Source organism: Brevibacterium otitidis, from assembly GCF_042429315.1.
GTDB lineage: Bacteria > Actinomycetota > Actinomycetes > Actinomycetales > Brevibacteriaceae > Brevibacterium > Brevibacterium otitidis.
In genome coordinates this window covers 1-18,868 of record NZ_JBHMAU010000123.1, presented here as the reverse complement: position 1 = coordinate 18,868, position 18,868 = coordinate 1, and the positions used below count along the sequence as shown (strand labels likewise).

Annotated in this window: 18 protein-coding genes; 12 read left to right on the top strand and 6 right to left on the bottom strand. The window is 67.2% G+C overall.

Translation table 11 applies throughout. The features are described 5' to 3' along the window. The 4 genes from ACFFN1_RS14435 to ACFFN1_RS14420 form a co-directional block, all read right to left on the bottom strand. A partial coding sequence (locus tag ACFFN1_RS14435) for an MFS transporter (RefSeq protein ID WP_376841548.1) occupies nucleotides 1-1,041 on the bottom strand: 1,041 nt, incomplete at its 3' end. A gap of 123 nt (nucleotides 1,042-1,164) precedes the next feature. Further along, nucleotides 1,165-1,470 (bottom strand): excisionase family DNA-binding protein, encoded by a 306-nt coding sequence (locus ACFFN1_RS14430; RefSeq protein WP_259855793.1) that lies wholly within the window; start codon nucleotides 1,468-1,470, stop codon nucleotides 1,165-1,167. 67 nt (nucleotides 1,471-1,537) lie between these two features. Then, entirely contained in the window at nucleotides 1,538-2,350 is an 813-nt protein-coding gene (locus ACFFN1_RS14425; protein WP_376841547.1) for a MerR family transcriptional regulator, read from the bottom strand. Nucleotides 2,351-2,427: 77 nt separating this feature from the next. Next, nucleotides 2,428-2,985, bottom strand: coding sequence for a GNAT family N-acetyltransferase (locus ACFFN1_RS14420; protein ID WP_376841546.1), 558 nt, complete (start codon nucleotides 2,983-2,985; stop codon nucleotides 2,428-2,430). A 46-nt stretch (nucleotides 2,986-3,031) separates the two neighbouring features. Here ACFFN1_RS14420 and ACFFN1_RS14415 point away from each other — a divergent pair, with 46 nt between their 5' ends. The 7 genes from ACFFN1_RS14415 to ACFFN1_RS14385 all read left to right on the top strand — a co-directional run bounded on the left by ACFFN1_RS14415 (nucleotide 3,032) and on the right by ACFFN1_RS14385 (nucleotide 10,961). Beyond that, entirely contained in the window at nucleotides 3,032-3,913 is an 882-nt protein-coding gene (locus ACFFN1_RS14415; protein ID WP_376841545.1) for a DUF5926 family protein, read from the top strand. Nucleotides 3,914-3,988: 75 nt separating this feature from the next. Next, on the top strand, nucleotides 3,989-4,765 hold the full coding sequence (locus tag ACFFN1_RS14410) for a glycosyltransferase family 2 protein (protein WP_376841544.1): 777 nt from the start codon (nucleotides 3,989-3,991) through the stop codon (nucleotides 4,763-4,765). 30 nt (nucleotides 4,766-4,795) lie between these two features. After that, complete coding sequence (gene pheA, locus ACFFN1_RS14405) at nucleotides 4,796-5,719, top strand: prephenate dehydratase (RefSeq protein ID WP_376841549.1); 924 nt, start codon at nucleotides 4,796-4,798, stop codon at nucleotides 5,717-5,719. Nucleotides 5,720-6,121: 402 nt separating this feature from the next. Then, nucleotides 6,122-7,345, top strand: a complete 1,224-nt coding sequence (locus tag ACFFN1_RS14400) for an arginine deiminase (protein ID WP_376841543.1) — start codon at nucleotides 6,122-6,124, stop codon at nucleotides 7,343-7,345. 28 nt (nucleotides 7,346-7,373) lie between these two features. Further along, entirely contained in the window at nucleotides 7,374-8,375 is a 1,002-nt protein-coding gene (gene argF / locus ACFFN1_RS14395; protein WP_376841542.1) for an ornithine carbamoyltransferase, read from the top strand. 16 nt (nucleotides 8,376-8,391) lie between these two features. After that, the gene (locus ACFFN1_RS14390; protein ID WP_376841541.1) at nucleotides 8,392-9,357 is read left to right on the top strand and encodes a carbamate kinase; all 966 of its coding nucleotides are present in this window, start codon (nucleotides 8,392-8,394) and stop codon (nucleotides 9,355-9,357) included. 62 nt (nucleotides 9,358-9,419) lie between these two features. Continuing rightward, nucleotides 9,420-10,961: a YfcC family protein gene (locus ACFFN1_RS14385; RefSeq protein WP_376841540.1), complete on the top strand. Its 1,542-nt coding sequence runs from the start codon at nucleotides 9,420-9,422 to the stop codon at nucleotides 10,959-10,961. A gap of 263 nt (nucleotides 10,962-11,224) precedes the next feature. On the opposite strand, the gene ACFFN1_RS14380 is transcribed toward ACFFN1_RS14385, so the two are convergent. Continuing rightward, the gene (locus ACFFN1_RS14380) at nucleotides 11,225-12,190 is read right to left on the bottom strand and encodes an NAD-dependent epimerase/dehydratase family protein (RefSeq protein WP_376841539.1); all 966 of its coding nucleotides are present in this window, start codon (nucleotides 12,188-12,190) and stop codon (nucleotides 11,225-11,227) included. A gap of 190 nt (nucleotides 12,191-12,380) precedes the next feature. Here ACFFN1_RS14380 and ACFFN1_RS14375 point away from each other — a divergent pair, with 190 nt between their 5' ends. Further along, nucleotides 12,381-13,862, top strand: coding sequence for a hypothetical protein (locus ACFFN1_RS14375; protein WP_376841538.1), 1,482 nt, complete (start codon nucleotides 12,381-12,383; stop codon nucleotides 13,860-13,862). 73 nt (nucleotides 13,863-13,935) lie between these two features. Here ACFFN1_RS14375 and ACFFN1_RS14370 read toward each other — a convergent pair whose 3' ends face one another. Then, nucleotides 13,936-14,760 carry an enoyl-CoA hydratase gene (locus ACFFN1_RS14370; protein WP_376841536.1) on the bottom strand — a complete coding sequence of 275 codons (825 nt, stop codon included), beginning with the start codon at nucleotides 14,758-14,760 and terminating at the stop codon, nucleotides 13,936-13,938. 82 nt (nucleotides 14,761-14,842) lie between these two features. Here ACFFN1_RS14370 and ACFFN1_RS14365 point away from each other — a divergent pair, with 82 nt between their 5' ends. From ACFFN1_RS14365 to clpB, 4 genes are all read left to right on the top strand, one after another. Further along, nucleotides 14,843-15,394, top strand: a complete 552-nt coding sequence (locus ACFFN1_RS14365; protein ID WP_376841535.1) for an excisionase family DNA-binding protein — start codon at nucleotides 14,843-14,845, stop codon at nucleotides 15,392-15,394. A gap of 3 nt (nucleotides 15,395-15,397) precedes the next feature. Continuing rightward, entirely contained in the window at nucleotides 15,398-15,646 is a 249-nt protein-coding gene (locus ACFFN1_RS14360; RefSeq protein WP_376841534.1) for a hypothetical protein, read from the top strand. A 123-nt stretch (nucleotides 15,647-15,769) separates the two neighbouring features. Continuing rightward, nucleotides 15,770-15,979, top strand: coding sequence for a VapC50 family PIN domain-containing toxin (locus tag ACFFN1_RS16900; protein ID WP_465251193.1), 210 nt, complete (start codon nucleotides 15,770-15,772; stop codon nucleotides 15,977-15,979). 184 nt (nucleotides 15,980-16,163) lie between these two features. After that, nucleotides 16,164-18,827 (top strand): ATP-dependent chaperone ClpB, encoded by a 2,664-nt coding sequence (gene clpB, locus ACFFN1_RS14355; protein ID WP_376841533.1) that lies wholly within the window; start codon nucleotides 16,164-16,166, stop codon nucleotides 18,825-18,827. The last annotated feature ends 41 nt before the right edge of the window (nucleotides 18,828-18,868 follow it).

Genomic DNA, 18,868 nt, shown 5'->3' with positions numbered 1-18,868 from the left:
GGGTGCGTCGTGGGATTCGCGCATGAGTCTGGCCTGCAGGGCAGTGACGAACAGCGAGCTGAAGATGCCGATGACCGACACGCAGCCGATCGCCACGGCCGGCACATGGGCGAACAGCCCGAAGGTCAGCAGCACGACGCCCAGGCCGACGAGCCCGATAGCAGCCGAGCGTTCGATCGACCGGTCGACCAGCGGGCCCGCGACGAAGGTGCCGACGGTCATGCCGACGCCGAAGCATACGAGCACCCACGGGATCAGCGAGGCGGGCAGCCCGGTGAGCTCGGTCAGGGCCGGGGCGATGTAGGTGTAGAGGGCGAACATTCCGCCGAATCCCACCGAACCGGCGATGAGGGTGAGGATCACCTGCGGGCGCTTCATGGTGCGCAGCTCACCGCGGATCGACGGCGCGGCAGCCGGCGCGGTCTGCGGGACGAGGAAGAACACGGCCACCAGAGTCAGCAGTCCGATGAACGCGACGAGGGCGTAGGCGACCCGCCAGCCGAACTCCGTGCCCAACGCGGCAGCGGCCGGCACGCCGAAGATGTTCGCGATCGTCAGGCCCAGCATCACCCGGGCCATCGCGGTGCCTTTGCGGTGCGCAGGTGCCAGGGTTGCAGCGACGACAGCGCCGACACCGAGGAAGGCCCCGTGCGGCAGACCGGTGATGAACCGGGAGACGAGCATGAGGTTCATCGTCGGGGCCAGGGTCGAGCCGACGCTGCCGATGATGAAGACGACCATGAGGCTCAGCAGCAGCCATCGGCGGTCCATCTTGGCCGCCAACGCAGTGATGACCGGTGCGCCGACGACGACGCCGAGCGCATACAGCGACACCGCATGACCGGCGTGGGTGATTGAGGCGTCAAGGCCCTCGGCGATCTGCGGCAGCAGGCCCATCGTGGCGAACTCGGCGGTGCCGATGCCGAAGGCGCCGATCGCCAGGGCGAACACGGCGAGCTTGGCGACGCGCGGGTTCGTCGGTGCCGCAGCCGAGGCGGTGGCTGAGGTGGCGCCGTGCGGGCGGCGCTCAGCTGCGGGCATGCGGTCTCCTGTCAGAGTGGGCGAGCGAGGCGCTGGTGCAAACAGTCGGTGTCCAGTGGCTATTCCAACCGGACCTGAGTCGCGACTGACATCACAGTCGGGGCCGAGGCGGCTTGGTCGAGCTCACCGTGTTTCGATCACCCGGTCGGCAGGCATGGATGCGGTGAAGTCCTCGGCAAGCTCAGCCATCGCTTCGCGCTGTCGGAGGCGGAATCCGGTCTGGTAGCGCTTCACCTCCGATGCTGGAATGCGGGGATGCACCGAGCTGGTGTCTGCACGGAGTTCGCCCCGGTCGATGAGCCGCACGACCGTCATGCGGCTGACACCGAGCACGTCGGCTGCTTGAGTCGCGGAGAGCGTCGCCTCGGCAGGGAAGACAACGGCGTCGCGCCGCTGCGAGGATCGGTCACGTTTCGTTGTTCCAGCCATATCCTCATTCTCCGTCAGAAGTGCTCGAAACGCCCAGGCTTCTGTGCCTCAGAACCCGTTGACCGGTTCAGGCTGATACGGGCAGAGAAAGCTCGAGCACCGGCGGATCGAGGTCGTAGCGCACCTGCTGACGCACGGCCTGCTCGGTCACCTGCAGGCCGCGAGCAGCGATCGCATCGAACAGGGCCAGCGCTGCCGGGTGCATCGTGTCTTCCGGCAGGTCGATCGGTTCGCTCAGATCCCATTCGGCGACCAGCTCTGTGCGCTCCGGCAGCTGGCCGACCTCCGTGCGATCACCACCCCAGCCGGCAGGCAGCGGCTGCGCGACCGCCCAGCACAGCAGCACTTCCAGCGAGGCGCGTGGGCCCTCGCGCATCCCTGTCCACATCGCCCCAGTCGGTGTGTGCCCGGCAGCAGTGAGCTCTCGGTAGAGCTCTTCGAACCCAGTCGAAGCGACGTCGTCATCGAGGGCTTCGGCCTCGGCTTCGGAGGCCACCCGGATGATCCGTCCGGCATAGGGCAGCGGCGGGCAGCGCCTCTCGCTCACCGGCACCGGGCGGGCGAAACAGTCGAGCATCGTATGCGAGGCGGCGATCGCAGCATCCTGCACGGCCCGCTCGGCCACCAGCTGCTGTTCATACGCACGCAGCACCGCGACCGGGTCGCCGCTGTCCACCGCCGCCCGGACCTGGGCCAGCGGAACCCCGGCCCGCCGCAGCTGGCAGATGACAGCCCCGTCACGCACCTGTTCCTCAGCGTAGAGTCGATACCCGGTAACCGGGTCGGTCTCGGCCGGAACAAGCAGCCCGGTCTCGTCATAGTGCCGCAGCGCCTTGACGCTGAGGCTTGTCGCCTGTGCGAACTCACCGATCTTCATCATGGGTCCAGTCTCCGGTCTCCCCTCACAGGAGGGTCAACCGCGGCTGTCATCCCTGGTCACACGGGCCAATGAGCCTCCTACTTCACTTCCTTCAGGCACCAGCATCGGTCGCCGATGTCACCGAAGACGTCAGTGTCGATCCCGCCGAGGTCGACAGGCAGCTCCGAGCCCGGGGTGAGCACCCGGAACCCGGCTCGGTGTGCGAACGTCGCCCGCGCCTCGGGAGCGGCGGCAACGAGCAGGCAGCGGGTCGGCAGCCCGGCGGCCGAGAGCACCTGCGGGGCCATGCCCGCCAGCACCGTCGCGATCCCCTGCGAGCGGAATTCCTCAGCGGTGGCCAGCGCCCGGATGAGCAGCGCCTGGCCGTTGTCGAAGCTCACGGCGGTGACGGCGAGCACGGCGGCGATCTGCCCGTCGGCGGACCGGGCGATGAGCCCGGAGTCCTGCGGCAGGAAGGTGAAGTCCGCGCCCGAGGCTCCGGTCGCCTCGGCAGCCCGCAGCACCTCGGCAGCGGGGCCGTGATCATCGGCAGTGAGCAGGTCGAAGCTGTAGCCGGAGTCGACGAGCCGCTGGGCGTAGCGCAGATGGCGCTGGGCGACGGCGGAATCGTGGAGTCCGGAGTGGAGGAGGGCCATGAGACCCACGATATCGGCACCGGCTGCGGGCGATACACTGACCGGCATGGGAAAGAAGTCCAAGAAGTCCAAGGAAGAGCTCATCGCCAAGCGCCTGGCCAAGCAGCAGGCCGCCGGCTTCGTCAAACGCCCCTTTGAGGGCCTGCCGTTCGAAGCCGACCTCGTGTGTCTGCGCGAACTCGTGCCCGCCGCGACCGCGACTGCGAAGCTGAACGAGGAGCACGGCGGTGACGAGATCGTCATCGCCTCGCTGCTGCCGGCGGCCTGGCAGGCGCTGCACCGCCAGGACGGCGTCATCATGGCCGGCATGCAGGTCCCGGTCGCCTCCCCGGATCCCTCCCGCGACATCGCCGCAGCGATCCTCAAGGTCAAGGGCGCCGATCCCGGCACCTACGCCGAGGCCGACGCCAACCCCGGTTCCGGCCCGCGCCTGCAGGACATCCTCGACACCTCTGCTCCCTTCACCGTCAGCGTGCAGGAGACCTTCGACTACTGGCTCGCCGATGATCCCGAGCACCGCGATGAGGACCTCGCCGGTGCGCTCGAACAGGCCAACGAGTCGATCAGCCCGACCGAGAAGCTCGTCTCCGCCGACTCCGCCTACTGGACCGAGATGGGCGGGCACATCTACCTGCGCTGGGCGCAGATGCAGGACGAGGACACCGTCATGAACGGCCTGGCCCGCCTGCACGCCCGCGGCGAGAACACCGTGTCCGGGCTCGGCCGCTACCTCGGCTGCTTCCGCGCTCACGGCATCGTCATCCCCGTCTGGGAGCTGCCCGATAACACCCAGCCCGATGCGGTCGAAGAGCCGCTGGGCGAGTTCGCTAAGAAGCTCGATGCCGCGATGAACGAGTCCGGCAGCCTCGACTACGACGAACGCCGCGCCAAGGCCGGCGTCGTCTCCCGCCAGCTCACGATCCGCTGAGCTCGGCACCGCTGAGTCCCGACCCGCCAGCACAGAATCCGCTGAGACACCACCTGCGTCAGGAGGCAGAATCCGATGACTGCACCGCAGTCCGTTGCCGCGATCATCCCGGCCAAGGACGAAGCTGAGCGCATCGCCGCGACCGTGGCCGCGACCCGGCAGATCCCCGGCGTCGATCTCGTCATCGTCGTCGACGACGGTTCCTCCGACGACACCGCGAGCCTGGCCCGGCAGGCCGGGGCGCAGGTGCTCGTGCACCGGAAGAACCGGGGCAAGGCCGCAGCGATGATGACCGGCGCCTTCGCCGTGCGCAACCGCGAGATCACCGATGCGGCCACCGGTGAGCAGGCTGCGCACCGGGCGCTGCTGTTCATCGACGCCGACTTAGAGGACTCCGCTGTCGAGACCGCGCCGCTGACCGTCCCGGTGCTGGCTGGTGAAACGGATATGACGATCGCGATCCTTCCGCCGCAAAAGCGCGCCGGCGGCGGATTCGGGTTCGTCGTCGGGCTGGCGAAGAAGGGCATCGCCGGGCTCACCGGCTTCGAGGCCACCCAGCCGTTATCCGGCATGCGGTGTCTGAGCCGTGAGGCATTCGACGCCGCCCTGCCGTTCGCCGCCGGCTGGGGTGTCGAGACCGCGATGACGATCGACGTGCTCGACGCCGGGCTGCGCGTGACAGAGGTCGAATGCGACCTCCACCACCGGGTCACCGGCCGAGACCTCAGAGCTCAGCTGCACCGGGCCGCCCAGTACCGCGACGTGCTGCGGGCACTCACCGTGCGCCGGGCACGCCGCGCCCGCCACCGCCTCGGGCGCGGCACCACCCGCACCACCGGCACCGCGCACTGACGCGCCCCGAAAGGAGACCGCACCGTGACCCTGTCCTTCGGCTATCTCGGCCCCGAGGCGACCTTCACCGAGGCCGCCCTCCTGCAGCTGCTGGAGGCGCGCGGGCGCACCGACGCCGCCCGAGTGCCGATGCGCGGGGCCGATGCGGCCCTCGCCGCTGTGGCCGCCGGCGAACTCGGCGCTGCGGTCGTGCCGATCGAGAACTCGCTCGAAGGCGGCGTGCCGGCCACCCTCGATGCGCTCACCCAGCACGGGCGGCTGCAGATCATCGCCGAAACCGTCGTGCGGGTGCGCTTCGTGCTCGCCGCCGGGCCGGGGGTGGGCGTGGACGAGGTGCGTGCCTTCTCCACCCACCCACACGCCGAAGCCCAGACCCGCGCCTGGCTGTCCGACCACCTGCCGGCGGCCCACTACATTCCCGCCGCCTCGACTGCAGCAGCCGCCCGGGACCTCGGCACCGGCGAGGTCGACTACCAGGCAGCGATCTGCCCGGCGCTGGCCGCCGAGCGCTACGGGCTCACCGTGCTCGCCGACGACATCGGCGACCGCAAGGACGCCGACACCCGCTTCGTGCTCGTCTCCACCGCGCGCGAACTGCCCGCACCGACCGGGGCCGATAAGACGACGCTCGTTGCGGCACTGGCCTCTGACCGGGCCGGAGCGCTGCTGGAGCTGCTCGAGCAGTTCTCCACCCGCGGGGTCAACCTCTCGCGCATCGAATCCCGGCCCACCGGCGACGGTCTGGGTCTCTACCAGTTCTCCATCGACGCACAGGGCCATATCGCCGAGCCGCGGATGGCCGAGGCACTCACCGGAGTGCACCGGATCGCCCGCCGCGTGCAGTTCCTCGGATCCTATCCCTCAGCCGACGGCGAGAAGGTCATCGTCGACCCGGACATGACCGCCCAGGCTTTCGCCGCCGCGCACGACTGGCTCGAAGCGATCCGCCGCTGAGCCGGCCGACGGCAGGGCGTCGGCCGGGCGTCGCCGCCGGCCGCGTGTCGCCGCCGGCAGGGCGTGGTCACCGGCGAGGCGTCGTCACCGGCAGATGCTGCGGCAGCAGCGGCCGCACAGCGGCAGGTGCCGTTGTCTTTTCCTTGATAGGCACTCACATTAGGGCTAAACTCGCAATCGTGAGCCAGTTCACCGCATCGGCTGGCTGAAACGCAACCGGCTGTCTGCTCTCGACCAGCAGTGCAGGGCAGACCGCATCCGCTGACGCACTGCTGGCAGCGCACTGCGCGCGTGTCATCTGCACCATCTGCACATCCGTTCCCTATCCACCTCACCTCCGCACCTGCGCCCGCCTGATCGGCGGCGCGCCTTTCGCATACCCCATCTACCGTGAGGAAGATCATGGATCTCAACGTCAGCTCTGAAGTCGGCCGACTCCGCGAAGTCATCGTCCACCGTCCGGGCCTCGAGCTCGAGCGCCTGACGCCGACGAACAAAGACGATCTGCTCTTCGACGATGTGCTGTGGGTGCGCCACGCCCGCCAGGAGCACGACGCCTTCGTCGACGCGTTGCGCGATGAGTCCATCACCGTGCACATCTTCGCTGGTCTGCTGCGCGAATCGCTCAGCGTCGAAGGGGCGCGCGCCCATCTGCTCGACAGCCTGCTCGATGAACGCGTCTTCGGTCCGGTTGCCGTCGAGCCGTTGCGGGCGATGTTCGAGGCGATGGACGATGCCGAACTCACGCAGTACATGATCGGCGGGATCTCCAAGCGCGAAGCGCTCGAGCGCATCGAGGAGCCGCGGTCCATCTGGCTGGCCGACATCGGCCTCGACGACTTCGTGCTCACTCCGCTGCCCAACCACCTCTTCAGCCGGGACGCTTCCGCCTGGGTCTATGACGGCGTGACGGTCAACTCGATGCGCAAGAAGGCCCGCAAACGAGAGACCCTCAACTACGAAACCGTCTACCGCTTCCACCCCCGGTTCAGCGCAGAGGACTTCAAACGCTGGTCGGCTGGCGGCGAGTCCGGCGTCGCGACGACCGAGGGCGGGGACATCTTCGTCCTCGGCGATGGCGCGGTGATGATCGGCATGAGCGAGCGGACGACGCCTGCCGGTGTTGAGCGCTTCGCCCAGCGACTGTTCGCCGAAGGCTCCGCCAACCGGATCCTGGCGCTGCGGATGCCTGAGAAGCGCTCCTTCATGCACCTCGACACCGTCATGACGATGGTCGATGAGCGCAGCTTCACCAAATACGTCGGCATGGGCATGCTGCCGTCCTTCCTCATCGAACCCGGCAGCGCTGAGGGCGAGCTGACGATCACCTCCTATGAGGCCGACCGCATGCACGCGGCGATCGCCGAGATCCTCGGCCTCGACGACGTGCGCATCCTCACCCCCGAGCAGGACGTGTACTCCGCTGAGCGCGAGCAGTGGAACGACGGCCTCAACGTGCTCGCCGTGCGGCCCGGCGTCGTCATGGCCTATGCCCGCAACGTCGGCGCGAACACGCACCTGCGCAAGCACGGTATCGAAGTCATCACCGTCACTGGCAGCGAACTGGGCCGAGGCCGCGGCGGCCCGCGATGCATGACCTGCCCGATCGTCCGCGATCCGGCCTGAGACCGGCCTGAGGAGAGGGAGCCCGCTCATGTCCTACAGCCTGCTGGGCCGCAGCTTCGTCAAGGAAATCGACTTCACCCCCGCCGACTGGCGCCATCTGCTGGCACTGGCTGCCGATCTCAAAGCGCAGCGCCGGGCCGGTGCCGAGGTGCCTCGGCTGACCGGCCGCCAGCTGGCGATCGTCTTCGAGAAGGCCTCAACGCGCACCCGCTGCGCCCTCGAGTCCGCCTGCCGTGAGCAGGGAATGGGCGTGACGTATCTCGATCCCAGCGGTTCCCATATGGGGTATAAGGAGACAGTCCGAGACACTGCCCGGGTGCTCGGACGGATGTACGATGCGATCGCCTTTCGCGGGGCTGAACAGACCACCGTCGAGGAGCTCGCTGCACACGCCGGAGTGCCGGTGATCAACGGACTGACTGCGCAGTGGCATCCGAGCCAGTCGCTTTGCGATGTCCTCACGATGCAGGAGCATGCCCCGCGCGGCAGTGCACGGATCTCCTTCGCTTTCATCGGCGATGCGCGCTACAACATGGGCAACTCGCTGCTCCTGGGCGGAGCCCTGGCCGGCATGGACGTGCGGATCGTCTCTCCGCAGGATCTGACGACCTCCCCCGAGGTCGTCGCTGCGGCTGAGCGCATTGCTGCAGAGACCGGAGCGACGATCACGCACACCGACGATCCGGCTGCCGGTGTCAGGGGCGTCGACTTCATCCACACGGATGTGTGGGTCTCAATGGGCGAAGCCGAAGAGCTGTGGAAGCAGCGCGCAGAGAAGCTCGCCGATTACCGGGTCACCGCCGAACTCATGGCGGCCGCCGGAAACCCGCGCGTGAAGTTCATGCACTGCCTGCCGTCCTTCCACAACCGCGACACCGCCCTCGGTGAGAAGCTCTACCAGGAACTCGGCCTTGAGGGGCTGGAGGTCACCGAGGACGTCTTCGAGTCACCGGCCTCGATCGTCTTCGACCAGGCCGAGAACCGTCTCCATACCCTCAAAGCTGTGCTCGTGGCGCTGCTTGCCCGGTGACGGAGGATATAACGGAATGACCCGCGCCCCTGTGCCCACTCCGCAGACTCCAGCCGACCGGCCGCTGCGGCTTGTCATCGCCCTTGGCGGCAACGCTCTGCTGCGGCGCGGTCAGAAGCCGGATGCCGACGTCCAGGAGCGCAACGTCGCCGACGCGGTGGCCGCCCTGGCACCGGTCCTCGAACGTCACGAGGTGGTGCTCACGCACGGCAACGGTCCGCAGGTCGGCGTACTCGCGCTGCAGAGCGCCTCTGACCCTCGCCTGACGACCCCCTATCCCTTCGACGTCATCGGCGCCCAGACCCAGGGTATGATCGGCTACTGGCTGCTGCAGGCTCTGCAGAATGCGGTGCCCGACAGGCAGGTCGCGGCGATCATCAACCAGACGTTGGTCGACAAGGACGACCCGAAGCTTGCGCACCCGACGAAATTCGTCGGCGAGGTCTACGACCGTGAGACCGCTGCGCAACTTGCCGCTGAGCGCGGTTGGACAGTCCGTCAGGACGGCGACTGCTGGCGCCGGGTGATCGGCTCACCTGATCCGCTGCAAGTCATCGAAGCAGATCTCATCCACCATCTCCTCGACAGTGGCGTGCTCACCGTCTGCGCCGGAGGCGGCGGCGTACCTGTCGTTCGCAACGCGTCGGGCAGGCTTGACGGTATCGAAGCGGTCATCGACAAGGACGGCACTGCTGCGCTGCTGGCGATGGCCATCGGCGCAGACGGGCTTCTCATCCTCACCGACGTCGATGCCGTCTATACCGGGTTCGGCACACCGGACGCGGCTTCGATCCGTGCCATTACAGCTGCGCAGCTGCGCGCCATCGACTTCCCAGCCGGTTCGATGGGCCCGAAGGTCGACGCCGCCTGCCGTTTCGTCGAGCAGACCGGCGGATTTGCCGTCATCGGCAGCCTCGCCGACGCCGCCGCGATGCTCAGCGGCGACGCCGGCACGTGCGTCATGGCCGGGAAAGCGGACTGAACCACCCGAGCGCTCCGTTGCCCAGCTGCCGCGTGGGCGGCCCCCAGAAAGGAACAACGCACATGAATCCCACCGATTACCACACTGAGCAGCCGGTGAAATCCAAGCCGGAAGGCGAGCAGCAGGCGCGGAAGGGCTTCAGCGGGATGAAGTTCCCCAGTGCCTTCACCGTCATCGCCGTGGTCACGATCCTCGTCTGGCTGCTGGCGTTCTTCGTTCCCAGCGGCAGATACGAGGTCGACCCTGATTCCGGCCAGCCGATCTCGGGCAGCTACGCGCCGAGCGAAACGGGCATGACCCTCGGGGACCGACTCATGGATCTCTTCATGGCTCCGATCAACGGGCTCTACGGAGTCAAGTCGGCAGATACCGGTACAGTTGGTGCCTATGAGGCCGGTGAACTGTTCGGTTCTGCCGGCGTGTTCCTCTTCGTGTTGGCGATCGGCATGTTCATCACCGTGACGATCAAGTCCGGAGCCATTGAGGCCGGCATCGGGCGGTTGAACGAGCGGCTGGCCGGCCGCGGCACCGTGCTCATCTCCATCCTCATCGTCGTGTTCTCGATCGCCGGTACCACGGAGGGCATGGCTGAGGAGAGCCTCGGGTTCTATGCGCTGGTGATCCCGCTCGCGCTCGGCCTCGGTTACGACCGGCTGACTGCCGCAGCGATCATCCTGCTCGGCGCCGGCATCGGCACGCTCGCCTCGACGATCAACCCGTTCGCCACCGGCGCCGCCTCCGACGCCGCTGAGGTATCACTCGGCGATGGCATCGTGCTGCGCCTCATCATGTTCGTTGTCCTCACTGGCATCGTCATCGTCTATGTCGTGCGCTATGCAAACCGGGTCGCAGCAGACCCGAGCCGCTCGATGGTCGGGATCGACCCGCACGACCGGCTCAAGCCCGCCGGTCACCGGGCGTTCACCACCGGGCACAAGATCACGCTCGTGCTCATGGCTCTGACCTTCGTGTTCATGATCTTCGCAATCGTGCCATGGGCGCAGATCATCAACGGTCCAGAGGCCGGTTCTTTCGCCTGGCAGCTCGATTGGTACTTTCCGGAGCTGGCCGCGCTGTTCATCGTGATGGCCATCGTCATCGGAATCGTGTCCGGTTATTCGGAGGAGAAGCTCACCTCCACCCTGGTGGCAGGTGCCGGCGATTTCATCGGGGCGGGACTCATCATCGTCCTCGCCCGCGGCGTCACGGTCATCATGAACAATGCACAGATCACCGATACTGTGCTCCATGCCTTCGAGAACATCGTCTCGCAGACACCGGCGGCGCTGTTCGCTCCCGTGCTCTTCTGGCTCAACATCCCGCTGGCGTTCCTCGTGCCCTCGAGCTCGGGTCATGCGGTGTTGGCAATGCCGGTGCTTGCTCCGCTTGCTGACTTCGCCGGTCTCAGCCGGGCGATCGCAGTGACGGCGTATCAGTCAGCGTCAGGGTGGATGAACCTCTTCACCCCGACTTCGGCAGTGGTGATGGGCGGGTTGGCACTGGCGAAGGTCGGCTACGGCACTTTCCTGCGGTTCCTGTGGCCGCTGCTGGTCATCTTGCTCGTCGTCATCAGCATCTTCCTCGTCGTCGGAGCGCTGGTCTGAGTCGTCCCGGTGGGCCAGCTGAGCTGAGGTCATTGTCTCGCGGCGTCCGATCGTGAATACTGGATCTCAGACCGAGTCGGGCGCGACCAGCGCTCCGGCGCGAAAGAAACGGAGCACCCCATAGGATTCGGAGTCGGAGTCTTCCCCATCCTCGTCGGCGCGATCCTGGCCTTCATCACCATGGCCAACCGGAGCCGGCAGCTCTAGGCCGCACCGTCAGCGCCACCGACACTGAGGGGTCTGCCCGCACGTGGGCCGGCCTTTCAGCTGCGTCGGTTGCGTCGGTGCACCGGCTCGGCGGATGCTCCTGACCGGCGCAACCCTTGGACGCCCTCGATGCCGAGCATCCGGTGCATCCGCGACAGGCTGTACGTCCGCTCCCGCGCCAGATTCCGCATCACGTGCCTGGTGAACGGCGGGCGGCGCTTCTTCCGGCGCGCCTTGCGCTCAGCGAACCACGCCTTGACGAGCGAGAGGTCGGCAGCGATCGAGTCGAGTTCGAGCGAGGGGTGGCCGAACCGTCCGAGGTAGGTGGTGAGCGCCTCGTGCACGATGTAGGGCTGCGGGTCGCCGATGTTCATCGGCCCGTAGGCCTGCGGCTTCGTCAGCGCGGCATCGACGGCTGCGGTGAGCGTGTCGATGTGCGTCATCGTCATCGTGTGCTTCCCGCCGTCAGGCAGCCGCAGGACACCCTCGTCCGCCGCACGCTCCAGCACCGGCCACAGCGTCGTGTCCTCCGGCCCGTACACGGCGTTGGGGCGCAGCACGAGCGCTTCGGGCCGCACCCGGGCGATGACCCGTTCGGCCTCGGCACGGCTGCGCTCATAGGCGCACAGGTAAAGGTGCGGATCGACCGGCCCGCCCTCCTCGTACAGCTGGCGGTGAGCATCGGCCGGTGCGTAGACGGCGGTGCTGGACAGGCAGATCATCCGCGGGTTGGGGAACGCGTCGAGCACATGGCGGGTGCCGGTGACGTTGACGGCCTGCAGCTCGTCCTCGGCCGCCCAGTCATCGTCGATGACCGCGGCGTGGACGACGGCATCGGTGAAGCGCAGCCTGCGCTGCAGCTGCGCGGGAATCTCCTCGCGGATGTCCCACGCGTGGTGCTCGACCCCGCTGATCTGCGGGTCGTCAAGCCCGACGCTCGTGACCCGGCGACCGGATTCGACAAGCCTGCGGGCGATCGCCTGACCGACGTAACCGGCAGCACCTGTGACGACGACTCTCACTTCGACTCCTCTCCTTGCGATCAGGCTAATGCGCCCGTCCGGGCAGCGGTATCATTGCCCGCGCCGTGTCTGCTGTGACTCCCCTGAGCACGGTCCGTTCCCGAGGCGCTGGTCGCCGCATGCACGCGGTGTGCCCGAACGGGAACATCGCTGTGACCGGCCACCGGCTGCTCGTCTGTAGCCTGAAGATATGAGAAGCACACCACACTCCGCCCACCGGCCGCGACGACTCCGGATCGTCGGGGCGCTGCTGTGCCTGCTGCTCACCGGCGGCCCGCTGAGCGCCTGCACGAAGCCTGCGAAACCGCTGCCGGAGTCGACCTACGCGGACCTCGTCTCTGAGGTCGAGGGGTTGGCCGGCGTCACTGCGGTGACGCGGGCGGGCACCGATGTCACTGTCACCGTCGAAGCAGACACTGATCCTGATGCCCTCGATGACACTGCGGAAGCCCTGCTCGCACGTGTCAACGACTACCGCTACCCGCAGGGGCCGCCGGAGGTGAGGGTGGAATCCGGCCGGTTCACCGGAACCGTCGGGCACACCGTCCGCAATACCACCGCCAGCGTCCCGCAGCCAGGGCCGCTGAATCTCTCCCAGCTGCCCTTCCTCACCAGCCTTCCCGATGTCGCTGACGGGGAGATCGGCGAGAACATGAACGCCAGTGTCACACTCACGTTCGGCACCGACATGCGCACCTGGCTCACCGACGCCACCGGGCAGCGGGAGCTCGTCCTCGGAGTGCGCCGAGCCGCGGCAGCTGACGAGGTCGATCTCGTCGAGCACGCCCCCGGCAGGGACGAAAGTGATGGAGAGCCGAGCATCACCGCCAGCGTCGACATGTCCGAACCAGGCGTCCAGGACGCCATCACCCGGTTCTACTACACCGCAGAGCAGGCCGGCAGCCTGCCCTTCACCGTCCAGTGGACGAACTCCCTTGAACGCCCCAACGCGACGGTGCTCGTCGAACACGATGCCGACATCCCAGACGTCCTCGACGTCTTCACCGCCGAATACGGAGCCGGTGAACTCTCTGACCTCACGGCGGGATCTGCTGAGGGGCTGCGTGTGGAGTTCGGCGACGGGCGGGCGGACGCTGACGCCTACTTCCAGGCCCGGGATCTGCTGGCCGAGCGCGGCATCACCGTCGAGCACATCGCCCTCAACCGGCAGTCGATGAACGTCGTGGCCCCCTCCAGTACCGAGCTGCGCGAGCTTGCCGACCTGCTCAGCGGCAGCACATGGCCGTTGCCCGGAGACGTGGAGCTCAGCGTCAGCAACACCGCCTACCCGGACGACAGCTCGACGTTCCCGGCCGCAGAGTGGCCGGCGCATGCCGACCTGCTCACCGCCCTGTGGGATGCCGGTTTCACCTCAGTGCGCATGTCGGAGTACGTCGGCGGCACGGGCGCGGACTTCCGATTGGATCTCCACCAGACCGACAGCCAGGACCTCACGAGTGCGGCCGGCCAGGACGCGCTCATCGAGGTGCTGCGCGACACCGGCTGGGACGGCAGGGCACTCATCACCTTGGCCACCGGCGGTCACCCCACCTTCACCGCGACCGAACGCGGGAAGGCCACAGGCGCCCGCATGTCGCTGCACGGAGTCGACCCGAAGCCCACCGGCTGGGCGAAGGAGTTCCTCGACCGCTTCGACGCCACCGCCGGCTGACCCGACTCGGCTGACCCAACTCGGCCGACTCGGTCCGGCCGTGCCGGCCGGGCCGTCCGTCCAGGGCCCTGGATCAGGTGCCGTCCGTGCGGTGCCGCCACTGCGGCTGGCGCTTGGTCAGAAACGCATCGATGCCCTCCTGCGCATCGGGCATGACGGCATTGGCCGCCATCGTCTCCGACATCTGCGCATACGCAGAAGGGGTATCGAGGTGGATCTGCTGATAGAAGGCCTCCTTGCCGATCGCCACCGTGGCAGCCGAGGCCTCAGCGACCGTCTGCGCCACCTGCGAAGCGGCAGCCGCCAGCTCATCATCGGCAACGACATGGGAGACAAGCCCGAAAGCAAGCGCCTGCTCAGCATCGAGCAGATCACCGGTCATGAGCATCCGCATTGCCGTCTTGCGCGGCACGGCACGCGAGAGTGCGACCATCGGCGTCGAGCAGAACAGACCGATCCGCACACCCGGTGTGCCGAACCGGGCTGATCCGGCAGCGACGGCCAGATCGCAGGTGGCCACCAGCTGGCAGCCGGCCGCCGTGGCAACACCCTGGACAGCGGCGATGACCGGCTGCGGAATCGACTGGATGAGCAGCATGAGCTCAGAGCAGCGCGCGAAGATCTCCTGCTGCCGGGCATGGTCGGCCCCACGCATCTCCTTGAGATCGTGCCCGGAGCAGAACACGTGCCCGGCCGTCGAGAGCACAACAGCGTGCACATCCGTGCGCTCGCCAATCTCGGTGAGCGCGTCGATGAGCGCACCCATGACCGGCATCGACAAGGCGTTGCGGGTCGGGGCGGCATCGATCATGACGAGGGCAACCGAGCCCTCGACGGTGACAGTGACAGGAGCATCGGCGGCCGGTCCCGAGGCGGTGGTGGCAGTTTCGTTCGTCATGGCACCAGTGTGACACCCGCCACGGCCGCCTGCACTTGCGGCGCTCTGGCGCCTGGTTGAAGGTGCGGTCAGGGTCCGAAGTATGGTCGATATGGCTGATTTGACCGTTTTGGGCGATAATATGGACATGAGCGATGCCAGGAGCCGAGGTGCACGAGACGAGCATGTCGTTGAACCTCCTGAGGATCTCCACGACATGCTCGAATTGGCGCGCTTCCTGGAGAATCAGCCCGCTCCTGCTGTGCTTCTGGGTCCGGACGGCGAACAGATCCCGTTGCCAATCCCTGCATACGAGGTGCTCCGCAGGGTCGTGCGCGCGATGGAGCGAGGAGCATCCGTCAGCATTGAGCCGATCGACAAACAGCTGACAACACAGCAGGCCGCCGATCTGCTAGGCGTAAGTCGGAGTACCTTGGTTCGTCTACTGGAAGACCATGAGTTGCCGTTCGAGCGATTCGGACAGTCGCGGCACCGTAGGATTCAGTTGCACGATGTGCTGGCGTATCGGGAACGCAAGCGCACTGAACGCCGCAGTCGGCTTGACGAACTGACTCGGCAAGCCGAAGAGGACGGTCTATACGATGTCGAGCCGGGGGCCTATCGGGAGGCGCTGGCTGAGGCACGGAAGTCGTGACTGATGTCGCGCTTCACAGTATTCCTTGACGCATGCGTGTTGGTGCCTATTGCGCCGTGCGACACCTTGCTGCGTATCGCTGATGCGGGGACCTTTCGTCCCTTGTGGTCGGCCAAGGTTGTCGACGAGGCGCTGAAGGCCTTAGCACGAATTCACCCTGAGGTGGACGAGAGTAGATTCCTCAGTCGATTTCGTTCGATGGGCTATGCGTTCGAGGATGCCCTCGTCGAAGGATGGGAGCCCATTGAGTGAGCCGTCGAGTTACCCGACCCTGATGATCGGCACGTAGTCGCGGCCGCCCTCCGCGGACGCGCTGATGCAATCATCACCGAGAACACCAAGGACTTCCCCGAAAGGGTTCTAGAACCTCTCGGGTTGGAGGCGATTCGGCTCGATGACTTCTTGCTGGACCAACTTGACCTGAGTCCGGGTGCGATCTACCGAGTTGTGAAAGACCAAGCGGCTGCAATGAGGCGGCCGCCGGTCACCGTGGAGACTTTGCTCGCGAGGCTGTCGCGAAGTGGTGCGCCTCGTTTTGCCCGTGCAGTGTCGGATGTGCTGGTGGGGCAGGCCGACTCCGACTAACTGTCCGATGGTCCGGCGTTGAAATGAGACTTGCGCCGCGTTACTCGCGGCTGCCGGATGCACATAGAACCTCTCGAAAACCAAGGTTGAGTGGAATAGACTCAACTTTGACGGCGTTGTGCTGACCAGAAGATTCACGTTCATGCTCATCAGCGCCGGCGTACCGGCGCCGAAAGGAACTCCTATGGAAGCCAAGTTCACCACCAAATCGCAGGAGGTGCTCTCCGCAGCGGTCAAGGATGCCGTCACCCGCGGCAACTCGCAGGTCGAGCCGGCTCACCTGCTCGCGGCCCTGCTCAGCCAGCCTGAGAGCATCGCCGCGGCCCTGCTCGAGCACATGGGCGCCGACCCGGCAGCCATCCGCGCAGGGGCCGAGCAGATCGTCGCCGGTCTGCCGTCGGCTTCGGGCTCGTCGGTCTCCCAACCGCAGCTATCCCGCCAGGCGCTGCAGCTCATCAACAACGCCGAGCAGGAGATGCAGGCCCTCGGCGACCAGTTCGTCTCCACCGAGCACCTGCTCGTCGCCGCCGCCGCTGACACCGGCGAGGTCGGCCGGCTGCTCACCAGTCAGTCCGTCACCCGCGGCGGGCTGCTCGCCGCCCTGCCTGAGGTGCGCGGCGGCAGGAAGGTCACCAGCGAGAACCCCGAGGACACCTTCCAGTCCCTGGAGAAGTTCGGCGTCGACCTCACCGCTCAGGCCCGCGAGGGCAAACTCGACCCGGTCATCGGCCGTGACTCGGAGATCCGCCGGGTCGTGCAGGTGCTCTCGCGCCGCACGAAGAACAACCCGGTGCTCATCGGCGAACCCGGTGTCGGCAAGACCGCCGTCGTCGAAGGCCTCGCCCAGCGCATCGTCGCCGGTGATGTGCCCGAATCGCTGCGCAACAAGAGCCTCATCAGCCTCGACCTCTCCGCGATGGTCGCAGGCGCGAAGTACCGCGGCGAGTTCGAGGAGCGCCTCAAGGCCGTGCTCGAGGAGATCAAGTCCTCCGACGGCCAGGTCATCACTTTCATCGACGAGCTGCACACGCTCGTCGGTGCCGGTGCCTCCGGTGACTCCGCGATGGATGCCGGCAATATGCTCAAGCCGATGCTTGCCCGCGGTGAGCTGCGCATGGTCGGCGCGACGACCCTCGATGAGTACCGCGAGAACATCGAGAAGGATCCCGCGCTCGAACGCCGCTTCCAGCAGGTGTTCGTCGGCGAGCCGAGCGTCGAGGACACGGTCGCGATCCTGCGCGGGCTCAAGGAGCGCTACGAAGCCCACCACAAGGTCACGATCGCCGATGCCGCGCTCGTGGCTGCGGCTAGCCTGTCGAACCGCTATATCGCCGACCGCCAGCTGCCTGATAAGGCCATCGACCTTGTCGATGAGGCCGCCAGCCGGCTGCGCATGGAGATCGACTCCGCGCCCGTTGAGGTCGACGAGCTCTCCCGTGCCGTCGACCGGCTGAAGATGGAGGAGATGGCCCTGGCCAAGGAATCCGATGCGGCCTCGGTCGAGCGCCTTGCCGCGCTGCGCGAGGACCTGGCCGATAAGCAGGAGGAGCTCGCCGGTCTCAACGCCGCCTGGGAGAAGCAGCGCGCGGACATCAACCGCGTCGGTGAGCTGCGCGAGAAGCTCGACGAGCTGCGCTCGCAGGCCGAGATCGCCCGCCGCGACGTCGACCTGGAGAAGGCCTCGCGCCTGCTCTACGGCGAGATCCCGGCCGTGGAGAAGCAGATCGCCGAAGCCGAGGCGGCTGAGTCCCAGGCCGGTGCGCAGACGATGGTCGGCGACCAGGTCACCGAGAACGACATCGCCGAGGTCGTCGCCGCCTGGACCGGCATCCCCGCCGGTCGGCTGCTCGAGGGCGAACGTGAGAAGCTCCTGCACGCCGAGGAGCACATCGGCCGCCGGCTCATCGGACAGCAGTCTGCCGTGCGCTCGGTCGCCGATGCGATCCGCCGCTCGCGCGCCGGGGTCTCGGATCCGAACCGGCCGACCGGCTCGTTCCTGTTCCTCGGCCCCACCGGTGTGGGCAAGACGGAGCTGGCGAAGGCACTTGCCGACTTCCTCTTCGACGACGAGCGCGCGCTCGTGCGCATCGATATGAGCGAGTACGGCGAGAAGCACTCGGTCTCCCGGCTCGTCGGCGCGCCTCCGGGCTACGTCGGCTACGAATCCGGCGGCCAGCTGACCGAGGCGGTGCGCCGCCGCCCGTATTCGGTGGTGCTGCTCGACGAGGTGGAGAAGGCGCATGCGGATGTCTTCGACATCCTGCTGCAGGTCCTCGACGACGGCCGGCTGACCGACGGCCAGGGCCGGACCGTGGACTTCCGCAACACGATCCTCATCCTCACCTCGAACCTCGGCTCGCAGTTCCTCGTCGACCAGATGCTCGACATAGAACAGCAGCACAAGCAGGTGATGGGTGTCGTGCATTCGGCGTTCAAGCCCGAGTTCCTCAACCGGCTTGATGACATCGTCATCTTCGATGCCCTCAGCCGCGACGAGCTCGCCCAGATCGTCGACCTGCAGATCGCTGCCATGCAGGCCCGGCTCACCGAGCGCCGGCTCAACCTGGAGATCACCCCGGCGGCTGCCGAGTGGCTCGCCCGGGAAGGCTACGACCCGGCCTACGGTGCGCGTCCGCTGCGCCGGCTCGTGCAGCGCGAGATCGGCGACCGGCTGGCCCGCGAGATCCTTTCGGGCGCGGTCCACGATGGCGACACCGTGCGCGTCGACCGCCCGGACACCGGCGCCGAGGCGGGCGCTGGGGAGGGGCTGACCCTCACCTCGGTCACGGAGGGCGCGACCGACGACGGCGATGATCCCGAGATCATCGACGGCGAAGTCATCGACTGACTCCGGACAGGCAGAAGCGGCGGGCTGGTTTCCACCAGCCC